Raw genomic sequence first — 12,823 nt, forward strand, 5'->3', positions numbered from 1 at the left:
GAAATATTATGGTGCACTGTGTCAGTACTAGACCGTAGTTCACCGTGCGGGGCGCAAGATGTGGATGCTTGGTGCAGGTGGATTCCCCGCGCCCCGCTGGCCTGTGGTGATGCTGTTGTGACGGCAGATGGTAAGCCGTGTAGACGCAATCGCTGCAGTTGACCGACCATTCGCGTGATTGGCTCCGATGATCCTGCTTGATGGTGTGATTCAGGTATTTGAACAGTCGAATGAAGATCGGCGCGCAAACTTTTGCCCACTGGCGGCTGTCGTCGGTTCAGCACCTTGTTTAGTGCTGGCAGTAGCTTGATCGTCCCGCGGTGTACCGTTGAAGGATCTAGTGCGATGCCGCGCGTGACCATCACCTGCTTGAGGTGGCACAGACTGACCGGGTCGACCAGATACTGGCACAAGCAAGCCACCATCACGTCCAGCGGAGAGTGCAGGCGCTCGGGACGATCGTCTATGCCGCATCGTCGCGGATGCCAACACGCTTGCGGTGGCTCATGCCCGGCCGCCATCGTCGAGGTGACTGTCGCCTACAGCGCGTATTTCATGGCCAGGTAGAACGTACGCCGCGGGAACGGGTGGAACAGGGAATACATGCGGTTGTTGAGGTTGTCCACGCCCAGCGCACCGCTCCAGTGCTTGTCGAACTGGTAGCGTACCCGCGCGTCCATGACGAAGAAGCTCTCGAAGCCCTGATAGGTGGCGGGGTTGATATCCGTGTTGTCGACCGTCGCATAGACGCGACTGCTGTAGCGCGCTGCCAGGGTGTAGGCCCATTTGTTGTCCGGCCGGTACGTTACAGCCAGGGTGCTACGCCACGCAGGCACGTATGGGACTCGCTTGCCGACCGATGTCGCGCCCGGAATGGTGGGGACATAACTGTCGTTGGACAGTATGCGTGAGTCGACGTATGTCACATTGCCCGAGAACGACAGTCCGTGGATCAGCACGTTGTCTTGCTGGCCTGCCAGTTCCAAGCCGACCTGGCGTGTTTTGCCCACGTTCTGTGTAAAGGAGACCGGCGTGGCAAAGCCGGGGACCGTCGACGTTTGCGAGATCAGGGCGTTCGACACATACTCGTTAAATACCGAGAGACGCATCTTGCCGTTGCTGTTGTGGTGCTCGACAGCCAGTTCGCCGGACATGACATGCTCGGGCTCCAGGAAGGGATTCGCCTGGACAAAGGTCGTGCCGGTCTGGATGGATTGATACAGTTCGCCGACGGTGGGGAACCGATACGCCTTGCCGAACGAGCCGGTGACCGACCAGATCTCGGTCGCGTCCCAGGTGACCGACGCCTTGGGAGAGAAGGCCGCCTTGTCCACGCCAGGCTGGTTGATCGGCACCCCCACGCCATTGCTGCCCGTCGAGAAATTGAAACCGTCGTACGCGCGCCACCATTCGTAGCGGCCGCCCAGCGTGGCTTGCACGGTAGGCGCCACGCGCCAGACGTCCTGCAACCACAGCGCGCTGGTCTGTGTCTTGCCGAGCGAGTTGCTGAACAGCGGGCCGCTGCTTCCCGATGTCCAGTTCGTCGTCGTGTACGTAGGGCTGGCGAGCCTGAACTGATCGTAGTGCGCGCCAAAGCTGACGATGTTCGCCCCCGCGGCGCCCTGCGGCCGCCAGGTTCCCTTGAGATCAACCGTGGTCCATCCGGTCCCGCTCATGTCGGTGGCGCGGCCGGGGCCGCCGCTCTGCGCGCCTGGGTAGAGTCCGGTGGAAAGGCGGCTCAGGTCCCGGAGATAGTAGAGATTGCTCAGGGTCATCTCCCAGTCGAACAGTCCCTTCGTGTGGGTTTCCACCTTCAGGCTCTGCATCAAGTGCTGTTGCTCAATGTTATTGCTCGAGAACTGGCCGGCGATGGTGTTGGCGTTGTATGCGAACCCGCCGATACTGACGCTGCCGCTCTGGGCGCCATAGAAGGGCGTGCCGGCGGCGGTGCTCAGGTAGGTCTGGGCGTTTGCCTTCGAGCTGTTCTGCCAGTAGCCCAGCGTGTAGGCAGCGCTCAGTGTTGGCGTGAAGTCATAGGCTAGCTTGACGGCAGCGTTGTCCTGCAATGTGTGGACGAAGTTGCCCGCGCCGATCACCTGGATCGCGTTGCCCGTGCGGTTGCGGTCCGCGATGGCGCCCGTGATGACCGGCAGCCCGGCGCTGGCCGGGATCGTCGACTGGCTGACCGTACCAAAGCTGAGAGGCTGGCTGAAGCTGTTGAGGTGGTTGGCATTGAACCACCACGACAGCCCGCCCACGCGGTCGCCCAGTGTAGCGCTGTATTGCTGGGCCGGCTCGTTCTCGCCGGTGCCGTATTTGCCGAAATGCTGCAGGGCGCCCGTGAATTCCAGGCTGCCTTCGAAGGCCTTCGGCATCCGTGTGGTGATTTCCGTCACGGCGCCATATGAGTTGCCGGGGTAGGCGGCGGAGAAGGGGCCGTACATCACGTCGATGCGATCGACTTGCTGCGGCGCCACCATGAACCACTGGGGTGACCCATTGCCGTTATTGTTGTTGATCAGGGTCGATAGCAGGACGCCGTTGGCATAGATCAGGCTGCGCGCGCTGGCATTGATGCCCGTCGTGCGCGTGGCCATCGGCGATTGGGTGTCGCCGATAAAGCGTTTGCGAACCAGCACATCAGGTAGGTACTTTAGCATGTCTTCCGTGGCCATGACGTTGATGGTCTCAGAAGCCTGCCGGGCCGTGATGCTTTCGGTCGTTTGCGGCAGTTCGTACTTCTCGGCGAAAGAACGGGTCTCTGTGACCTGGGCAATTGGCAGGCTCCTTTCACCCGGCGTACTATCCGCTATGCCTTTGTCCGTGGCGAGCGTGGCCGTCACGACTGGCGTCTGGGCGTGAGCGCCGGAGGCCCCCAGGATGGCTATGGAAAGCAGGCTGCGAAGGGCAATAGATGCAGCTTCGCGTAGTGCGGCCCAATCGCGGGAGATCATTGTGGGCATAGGTGAATCTACTTGGAGTCGATCTCGGTCGTAACGCAAGTTGATATACAAGCCGGCATCTGCGGCGCCGACGCGAGGAATCGTATTCATGGTTCTCTTGGCAGTATGGAGGCGAACCGATAGTCCGCCATGTTGCGTGGGCACGCACGTTGTCAGGCGAAGCAGGTCATGCCAAGTGCAGCACTCGGGCTATCGTGCGAAGAATGCCCGGGTTGGGGGCGATTGCATCCCGCTGCAGCACCGGCCGCGCGAAAGCAAGCTGCCTGAGGTGTGGCCGAAGGACAAAGGGTACGTACACTATTGCTTCGACACCGAAAACATTGACTCGGTGTGGCCAACCACTCCGCAGAATTCTTCTGCCTCAGTATTGCTCGATGTTTCGTCTCAGCGTTTCCCTCCCGCTCGGATGATGGCCGCGGGAGGTTTTTCAACCATCCATTAGTTAGTTGCGTCGTTTGCCACTAACCACTACTGTGCCATGGGCTGGCGCGCAACGATGCCCGACTTGGATACCACCACCAGATTCTTGCCTTGGAAAATCGCGGACGTCATCGCCAAGCGGTCTTCACGCTGCGTCGCGGTGAAACTACGCCCGTAGTCCTTACTCTGTAGGATCACCCCGTCTAGACCTACGGCAACTACGTGCCCGCCCGCTTCAGCGATCCCTGTCAACGAACTATGAGTGCCGGTTTCGACGGCCTTCCATGATTGGCCATCGTCGTCGCTTCGATAGAGCGAGCCTCGCAGTCCGCCGACCAGCAAACCACCGTCGCTCAGCGCGATCCCGCTCCATAAGGATCCCTTGTAGCCCGTGTTGACATAGGTCCATGTGGCGCCATGATCCTCGGAGCGCAATACGAATCCGTGCTCGGCGGCAATGAATGCCGTCCCTCGCTGGCTCGCGAAAATGGAAAACAGGTTTTTATCTGCCCGGCCATTGTCAGGGAGAGGCGGCAATGTCCCTGCCTGCCACGTGGCGCCTCCATCGTTTGTCGTCAGCAAAAGCGACCACAGTCCGACGGCAATGCCATGCTTGCTGTCGCTAAAGTAAATAGAAAACAACGGCCGATCGATGTTCGTATCGCTTCGTTGCGTCTCCCAGGTTTCACCGCCGTCCTCCGTATGGAGAATGGTGCCCCAGTGCCCTGCAGCCCAACCTAGGCGCGCGTCCACAAACGCAACCGAAGTCAGGGTGGTATCGGTCGGGACACGCTTCGCTTGACGATAGCTTTTCCCGCTGTCATCCGACAATAGGATGACGCCGTTGTTTCCAACCGCCACAATCCGTTCACCAGCCACACCTTGTGCCAGCAGCATCTCGCTGGATGCGTAGGGATCCGGCACTGCAGAGTGAACTTTAACCAGTGTGTTCCCCTGCTCAGATCTCGCCACACCGGCGAGGCTAAGGAGGGTGAACGCGGCCGCGATGCCAGATTTTAAAAGGTTCTTTAGCTGCATAGTCGTCCTTTCTACTTAATGCTCAAACAATCCAAGCGCCCTAACGGGGGATTTGCGCGGGAACAGCCGCTCAAGCCACACCGCCAGCGCCGGCAACGCGGTCATCGCCATCACGAGATTGACCATAAACATAAACGCGAGCAACTTACCCATGTCAGCCTGAAACTTAAGCGCGGAGAGCGACCATGTCGCTACCCCGACCGCCATTGTGATCGCCGTAAACACCGTGGCTACGCCAACCTCGAGCATGGCATGCTCCGTCGCTTTAGTGATCGATTGACCATCGGCCAGATGCCGCTGCAAGCGGTTGTATATATAGAAGGCGTAGTCGACACCGATACCTACCGCGAGCACCATCACCGGCAAGGTTGCCACAGTCAATCCGATTTTTAGTTCTTTCATGAACCAATAACCGATGAAGGTTCCAACTGTCAGCGGCAAGCAGCATGCAATCACGGCCCTAAAGTCGCGATAAACTCCAAAGACGAGGACGACGATCGCCGCATACACGTACAGCATCATCGGCAGTTCGCTCCGCTCGACTTCGTCGTTGACTGCGGCAAGAACACCCGCGTTTCCGCCTGCAAGGGCAACCTGCACCCCCTCCACCTTATCGGCTTCACTGAAATGCCTGACCTCGTCGATCACGCGGTTGATCGTCGTTGTCTTATGGTCACTGAGGTACAGGTTCGCTGCGATCATGCTGCAATCCTTTCGCATGTATCCGTTAGCGCGCCCAATCTCAGCCGAGAGTGCACCATAGTTTTCCGGGTCGACGGGAATCACGTACATCTTCGGGTTGCCTTCGTTGTAGCCCTCGTTGTATGTGCGCAGCATGGTCGAGTAGCTGTCCACCGAAATCACATCTTTGACATGACGCATACGGCTGACGAATCGATCCTGATACAACCCGAGCGCGGGATTTCCGCACGAATCGGCAGGCGCAACGAAAAATACGGTCAGCCAATCAAGCCCGGTGTTGTAGTTGTTCGTAATCGAGACTGCATCTCGATTGAATCGTGCGTCGGCGCGAAGTTCTGGGGCGCCAGGCTCCACCGTGCCAATTACGCGCCCCTGACTCTGCCAGACTGCCAGCCCGAACACGATCGAGACTGCGACGAGGGTAAACGCCGCATTCCGAGGCTCCGCAACACGGGCAATTTGCTTGAGCCACTTTGCGCGTGACTCTCTGGTACGCATGGCGCTTAACGCATATGTCTGCGAAAATTTGAGCCTCGAGGCGGCCAGCGGCAGCATGACCAGATTGGTGAGGATCTTATATCCGACCCCGATTGACGCGGCGATGGCCAACTCCCGCACCATCGGAATTGGAATAAGCGCCAACGTGATAAACGACACAAACGCGGTTACGAGCGCGAGGGTGCCAGGAATCAGCAGACCCGTGAAGCTGGATCTCGCTGCGGCTTCCGTCGATTTGCCATGCGAGAGTTCCCGGACGATGTGGTTGATCTGCTGGACGCCATGCGAGACACCGATCGCGAACACAAGGAACGGCACCAGAATGGCCAACGGATCGAGACCGTATTGGAGCAAATGCAGTGTCCCGAATTGCCAGACAAGTGACGTCAGCGAACAGAAAACAGGCAACAGCGTCAAGCGTACCGAGCGACAGTACCAATAGACCGCAGCCGCAGTGAGCAGCAGTGCTATTCCACAAAAGGCTAGCACGCCTTTTGCCCCGTCCGCGATGTCACCGATCTGCTTCGCGAACCCAATAATCTGGATCTCATAGTTCGCGTCCTCAAAGGGCTTGCGAACCTGCTCTTCGAGCACGCGATTGAACGCGACGTAATCCAGCTTGTTTCCGCTTGCATCATATTCGTTCAGATCGGCGACGATCATCGCGCTCGACTGATCCCGTGAGATGAGGCTACCAATGAAGCCTCCCTGGCTCGCGGCCTGTTGGATGCTTCTAATCACGCTATCGTCAAGCCGATCCGGCGTGACCGTCGACGGTATGAGCGGATCTGCGCGAAATCCATCCTCCGTTATCAGATTGACAAAAGAATTGGGCGTCCACAACGATTGAACGCTAGGTCGTGTCACATTAGGCAACGCGATGACCGCTTGCGTCACGCTGTAGAGGCGACCCAAGGCATCGTCATTCCAGATTGTGCCATGCTTAGCTTTCACAACCACAGTAAGACGATTCGCGCCAGTGGCGTCGCTCTTGTATCGATTGAAGATCTTGATGTACTCGTGGCCAACTGGCATCTGCTTCTCGAAGCCCGCATCAATTCGTAGCTTCGATGCGAAGAATCCCATGATGACGGTGAACACCATTAGTGACACCAGGATCAGCGTCCGATGCTTGAAGATGAACCGCTCAACGTACTGTAGTGAAGTGTTGATAAAGCCTGTGGCGCCGCTGTGGCGGTTACCTGTTTGCATGATATAGCCTGCACTTTAAGTTGCGGGGGCGCCCGTCTCATGCCACTGCTGCGGACGGACCTTGTCACATTGTTCTGCCAGCGGAGGGTCTCCGGGACGCATCGTTGTCTATCCGGAACCCGGATCCAAAAGTAGTTGCAACGTCTTAGAAGTTTCGCGTAGCGAACACCCCGACGAAGTTCCGGTCTGCATACGCTTGCCCAACGGTCTGATGCCCGCCAAAGAATGCGGTAAAGTTAACACCTGCCTGCCATAGCGTTGGATTTTGATTGAACAATATGTAGACGTTCACGGACTTCGCGCCTTGCAAATAGTTGGCGCTGGCCGTTGGCGTATAGCCGTACACGGCATCGGTGAATGTCACCCCTGGCGTCACCTGCCATCCTGGAATCAAGCTACCGTCGTAGGTCACGTTGAAGTCGACCGTTGCCCCGACCGAGCTCGAGGTACCCTTCTCGGCAACGATCGCATACCCCGAACCCGAGCTATTGTTAAGCCACGTGTAGTACCCTGCCGCCGGTACCTGTTGCACAGTTGTACCATTGGGAGTTCGCGTGATACCTCGTGTGCTGACTCCGGGGTAATAGATCCAGGTCAATTCGGCCGTGAACGTGGCGGTATTGGCAGCGATCAGATTAAGGAAAGGGTAGTTACTCGGCGTAAGACTCAACTGGCCATTGATAGCGTACTGAAACTTCTTTTTGTCGACCCACTGCTGGCAGGCCCCAGAGACCCCGTTCGTATTTGCATCAAGGGGACCACCCGCCCCATAACAGCCTGAGAGAGATACTGCATCGCGTGGCCTGTAAGACAGCTCTGTCCCGATAGCCCAGTCGCCCAGTGAGAAATTGGCGCTGACGCCGAAGAGTTGCCGATCTTCGAGGTAGGAAAACTGTGCCGATCCGTTCGAAAGAGCTTGCACGACCGGATTTTTGTCCGTGTAATTTTCGTAATAGAAACCGAACATCACATCCACACTGCGCGGACGGTAACCCACCTTCACACCGTATTGAGGTCGGTATTTCGCGGGAAGGGCGGTGCCGACCGGGATCCCGAGCGAGTAGTAAGGCGCGCCAGCATAAAGCCCGTTGACCAGCCCAGAGTTGATGCCTGATACGGTAGACGCATTACCGCTACGGCCCCCGGCTATCGTCGCGCCGTCCAGACCCCCAAGGTTGCCGTTGTTCGTGTTGATCGTAGACGGTCCGGCGCCGCGCCCCAATATATCCAAAGTTGACCAATATGAACCCACCGCAGGAATCCGATTGCTGTTCCAGCCAAACTGGTAGTACACCTCGGTACTGAATCCGTTCGGAAGACCGGATGCGAAGCTCAGCATTGGGGCCGGAATCAATGCTGTCTTAAGCTGCGTACCCGGAATCAACAATTTCTGGATGTCAACCGAATTGGTCGCATTGATGCCACCGGAGGCGAAATAGCTCTCGCCCCAATTAACTACCTGATTGCCAAGGCGAAAGTGAGCCGGGTTACCCGCCAACGAAAAGTCTTTTTGAGCCCACAGATCCAAGAGCTGCGCGTTATACACAGTTTGTGCTTTGGCCGAACTCGAAAGCGATGTCCGATCTGTATCTCCCGCAAGGAAATCGTACATGGCTGTGCCGCGGACCATGAACTTTAGTCCGTTGCTCGGCATTGTCATGAGAAGTTCGCTGGTTGCGCTTGTGTAAGTGCTGAACGGCTTTCCCTTGCGATAGTTTAAATCTCCGTCGTCACCAGAGCTCCACTGACCAATGTTTGCCGCAGCCCCGCACGAGCCAGAATTGGGATCGCCAGTAAGTGAGCAACTGGGGCTCTTGGTCCGAATACCTGCACCAGCAGTCAAATTGGATACCCACGATCCCTTTAGATCTTCAAATCCCGTTGAAAAATCATAAGCGTGTACATTTTTTATCTGTGTTGCCAGAACTGCAAAAAATACAACTACGGTTAGAGCATTTACCCGGGTTTTCATACGAATTTCCCTGAAATACTTCGTGGGGCGCGACTAGGTGCGCCGGTCTCCTAGAACAAAAGTCCTTATCGTTCACTGCGCGCCTGAAGTGCGTCAGGGGAATAAAATGACATATCGAACTGAGCTCCCTTTCCATCCTGGAACCAGGTTATGGCCTTCCCATCTACAGGCCTACCATCAACGAGATAGCGCCCGGTTGCGGTGTCATATTGCATGAGCACGGTCGCAGCGCAGGCACCGATCTCCCAGACGGGAATGGGATGTTCCTCGGCGACCTTCCAGATTTTCCCGGCCGAATCGTATGAGTCGCCGGCAAGCGCAATCCAACTATCCTCATCGAGATACAGGGTACGTTTTGCACTGATATTCCGCATGCCGGACTTGACCGTACCCGCTATCTCCAGGACGCGATGTAGCTCATATCTGCGAGCGTCTGGATTCACCGAATTTGGCCCCATAAGACTGCTGATCTTCGCGTTGTCGTTGTAGATCGCAAAGGTGTTATAGGGAACGTAGATTTCCCTTTTTCCAACGATTTTCCAGTCGTAACGATCCGGGTTCCCGTTGAAGATGGATACCTGATCATTCAGATACTGATTTTCATACCCAATCAGCGGTGCATCGTGATCGTAGGTCGGCATGCGTCGTACCCGGCGTTGGCCAACGAAATAGAAGAAGGAGTCCGGAGACTTGCTGAATGACAGCGTTTGCGTAAAGCCCTGACCGGCAAGCGCAGCCGGCGTATCCGTTCCGACCCACGTCGCGGAGTAGACGTCATTCACGCTGCTTGGAGTTGCTGTGCCTTTGGCTGCCCAAGGAAAGTACGCCTTCGCTGGTCCGGCTACAATGACAGGGTCCGAACTACCCATACGCGGAGAAATGTAGGTCATCTGGCTAGGCGCGTTCATGCCCACACCTTGATAGCGGGTGAGAAAGTTCCAGACTGCTTCGATACCACTCGACGGCTTAGGGAACGGCACACCTGGCAAATTGGCAATCGCGAGTGACGTACCGTCTGACGCGATCTTCGCCTGACCGACGTTCTTTGCGGTATTCGCCGCTACAAAATCCGGCACTGCACAGGTCCGATGGGTCGGATAAACATCCATCCGATAGCCCTTGTTTTGCTTGATTTGAAGTTGCTGCCCTGGCGTCAGGTGCTCTGCGTATTTATCGACGTTCGATGTGTCAATCGAAAATAGGGGCTTTTCGTTCTTGAACGGGGAGTACTTGGCCCGATCTGCGCCCACTGTCCAACCGCTCGGGGTGGGCATTCCACCTGTCCATTCTGGGATCGTTCCAGAACTGTTTCCAGCTCGTTCCCCGCCCATCGGGGTTAAATCGTGTCCGAGCGTTGTGTTGTCTGCAGCCATGGATGACACAGAAAATACCAGTGCGCCTGCTGCTCCGACTAATATGGTCCTCATAAATACATGCTTGAAGATTTTTTTTGTATTTAATTTGACATTTTCTCTGATATTTGTTTCATCCGAATTAATATAATCACTATAATATTTTTTATTATCCGTCGCAATCCGACATATTTTGGCGTTTTTCATGGTGATGGTAGCTAAATAAGATGAATGGATCCTCGACGAGTGTTCCGCCATATGACACATCGTGTGATGTACTCGATCGATCGCCCAGAATTAATGTGCAATCAAACATTTCATGTGAAATGTTTGATTGTTGGAATGCTAGCGAAATGCGTGCCAGGCCGATATCCACGAGTTTTCAATGAGTTCAGTGTTTTTCAGGTCGAGCATGGCTGCCTTTTGGTGCGGAACGCATGGCGTTAGTGCTCCAGTAGGTCTTCCTGGTGCACATCGGGAGTGTTCTGCGGAGTGATAACCAGGCCCGTTTTTTGTTGTCAACGGGGGAATGTGTTGAATCAGGAAGACCGGAAACGGTCCAAAATATTGGAAACGGGTGCGCATGGGGGCGCATGAGAATAACGAATCGACTGATAAGATCGGGACCTACTGTGCGCGCGCGCTGGCGAACGTCTAGCGCAAGACGCCGGAGGCCCGGAATAACTAGTCAGCTGCGGCTCCAAGAGCAATCTGTGCGGGATCCGCCAATCGGAATGGAGCGCCCGCTGCGCATGTACTTCATCCACACTGCTTCAATCCAACCGAAGAGGTCTGCGAGAAGGCCTCATACAGCAGTGTGAGGCTGCGCGCGTCGTGGGCATTGGTCATGAGGCGCGAGCTGATTCCCGATTGCTGCGACACTGCTGGCGTTAAGGCGGAGCATATCGCGGCTCCGTCAATTCAACGAAAGATGGACGCAGGGCCGGCCGGGGGGCGACGAAGGCTCATGATGCAGTTGGCGAGTTCATGGCAAGTTCGGTGAAACGATGCTATGCGGAGGAAAACTGAGGCGAGGTGCTGGCGATAGGGGAGGCGCATAGGAGATGCCGCTTGAGAGCGAAATGCTGCCGGATCGCCGATTACTGATGAATGCCCTATTGGATGAGCTGTCTGCAGTTGATGCCACATTCGTGCAAAATCTGTGCGCCAGCCAGGTACGTGCGAAAGTCCATCCGCCGGCGTACTGCCCGGTGGGCGATTCGCTCCGTGCCCTCGAACTGCGCCAGCAGCTGGTCGGCGGATTCGCCACAATTGAGTAGAACGGCGACTCCGCAACCATGCTCAACGATACGAGCCAGGCTGCGGTCCAGACTCCCGGGGGGCGTGGACTGGTTGACTTCAAGCAAGTCGACGACAGACAGCGATTCGTGTAGGGCTACAGGCACAACGTCATCGGCTTTCCAACAACCATGCACCAGCGCCAGGTGCATGCCCTTGCCAGGCTGATCTCGGTAGACGTGGCCCACGAATTGACCCCAGTGGGTCTGCAGTGTGCGGCCCCCAATTCGCTTGATAAGCGACTCACGGAGACTGCGGTACTCGATGAGGCCGGCGATGGTACCGATCTTTAGGCCATGATGGGCTGCGAACTGACATAGATCCGGCAGGCGCGCCATTGTGCCGTCCTCATTCATTACCTCGCAAATGACGGCGGCCGGGCTGCAGCCAGCCAAGTGCGCCAGGTCGGAGCCGGCCTCGGTATGGCCAGCTCGAATCAGCACGCCCCCATCTACCGCCTGCAGCGGAAAGACGTGCCCGGGTTGGACGAGGTCCTCCGCACGCGCGTCGGGGGCCACCGCCACCTGCACGGTGCGCGCGCGATCCGCAGCCGAGATGCCGGTGGTAACACCCTCCGCGGCCTCGATCGAAACGGTGAAGGCGGTCCTGTGCCTGGCGCTGTCGCGCTGGGTCATGGGCGGCAAGCGCAGGCGCTCGCACATCTCGCGCGAGAGGTTCAGGCAGATCAGGCCGCGCGCGTGGCGTGCCATAAAATTGATCGCCTGCGGCGTGATATGGTCGGCGGCGATGATGAGATCGCCCTCGTTTTCGCGGTTTTCTTCGTCGACCAGGATCACCATGCGGCCGGCGCGGATGTCGGCGATAATCTCTTCGGCTGGCGAGATAGCCACGCCTGCAGAGTTGATGTTGTGGGGGACGCTCATGTCATAACTCCTGGATAGTCAACCGCGTGTCGACAAAGCAAGCACCTCTCAGGTGCTACGGACTTTCCTTCCGTGCGGTCTTGGTAGCGTCTCGCCTGTCGTGCGCATTTAAGGGACGGGCGATAGCGCAGGACGTTTGCGCGATTGGCATGACCTGCATGCATTTTTTTCCATAATGAAGCTAGCAACCCATTAACTACAGGAAGTGAACTCAATGCATAATTCCAACCGCTGCCCGCTGCCCGCTGACGGTCGTAAAGGAATGCAAGCTAGCCCGCGGCACCAAATCGCGCCTCCGGTGTACTTCCACTTGGTGACAGGTGCCGGTTTTCATATTCGTCATATGCTCCAATTTGTGCCAAGATCTCGCTGTTTCGCGTAGATAATGATTAATCTATGCATCGCGCTGCCTCGATAGTTTGGGGGAGAGGGGTTGAGATATCAACCTCACATCGGCCTCGGCCAAGGAGGGAGCGCCACGGG

The 12,823-nt window shown here is 56.8% G+C and carries 6 protein-coding genes; all 6 read right to left on the reverse strand.

The genetic code is table 11. The features are described 5' to 3' along the window. Nucleotides 1-539: 539 nt before the first annotated feature. Entirely contained in the window at nucleotides 540-2,963 is a 2,424-nt protein-coding gene (locus tag AC1RQK_RS14050; protein WP_492809408.1) for a TonB-dependent receptor, read from the reverse strand. A gap of 468 nt (nucleotides 2,964-3,431) precedes the next feature. Then, nucleotides 3,432-4,421 carry a WD40/YVTN/BNR-like repeat-containing protein gene (locus AC1RQK_RS14055; RefSeq protein WP_492809409.1) on the reverse strand — a complete coding sequence of 330 codons (990 nt, stop codon included), beginning with the start codon at nucleotides 4,419-4,421 and terminating at the stop codon, nucleotides 3,432-3,434. Nucleotides 4,422-4,436: 15 nt separating this feature from the next. Further along, nucleotides 4,437-6,833, reverse strand: a complete 2,397-nt coding sequence (locus tag AC1RQK_RS14060; protein ID WP_492809410.1) for an efflux RND transporter permease subunit — start codon at nucleotides 6,831-6,833, stop codon at nucleotides 4,437-4,439. Between the two features lie 145 nt (nucleotides 6,834-6,978). Then, nucleotides 6,979-8,805, reverse strand: a complete 1,827-nt coding sequence (locus AC1RQK_RS14065; protein WP_492809411.1) for a DUF1302 domain-containing protein — start codon at nucleotides 8,803-8,805, stop codon at nucleotides 6,979-6,981. Nucleotides 8,806-8,870: 65 nt separating this feature from the next. Further along, a complete protein-coding gene (locus tag AC1RQK_RS14070; RefSeq protein ID WP_492809412.1) occupies nucleotides 8,871-10,364 on the reverse strand; it encodes a DUF1329 domain-containing protein in 1,494 nt (497 codons plus the stop codon). Nucleotides 10,365-11,272: 908 nt separating this feature from the next. Beyond that, nucleotides 11,273-12,340, reverse strand: coding sequence for a 3,4-dihydroxy-2-butanone-4-phosphate synthase (ribB, locus tag AC1RQK_RS14075; protein WP_492809413.1), 1,068 nt, complete (start codon nucleotides 12,338-12,340; stop codon nucleotides 11,273-11,275). Nucleotides 12,341-12,823: the final 483 nt, after the last annotated feature.

Source organism: Cupriavidus sp. GW822-FHT02D05 (assembly GCF_058802485.1).

What these genes read in the sequence shown, in the direction of transcription:
- AC1RQK_RS14050 (WP_492809408.1), bottom strand. Translation starts at nt 2,963, where the DNA reads ATGCCCACAATGATCTCCCGCGATTGGGCCGCACTACGCGAAGCTGCA.
- AC1RQK_RS14055 (WP_492809409.1), bottom strand. Translation starts at nt 4,421, where the DNA reads ATGCAGCTAAAGAACCTTTTAAAATCTGGCATCGCGGCCGCGTTCACC.
- AC1RQK_RS14060 (WP_492809410.1), bottom strand. Translation starts at nt 6,833, where the DNA reads ATGCAAACAGGTAACCGCCACAGCGGCGCCACAGGCTTTATCAACACT.
- AC1RQK_RS14065 (WP_492809411.1), bottom strand. Translation starts at nt 8,805, where the DNA reads ATGAAAACCCGGGTAAATGCTCTAACCGTAGTTGTATTTTTTGCAGTT.
- AC1RQK_RS14070 (WP_492809412.1), bottom strand. Translation starts at nt 10,364, where the DNA reads ATGAAAAACGCCAAAATATGTCGGATTGCGACGGATAATAAAAAATAT.
- ribB (WP_492809413.1), bottom strand. Translation starts at nt 12,340, where the DNA reads ATGAGCGTCCCCCACAACATCAACTCTGCAGGCGTGGCTATCTCGCCA.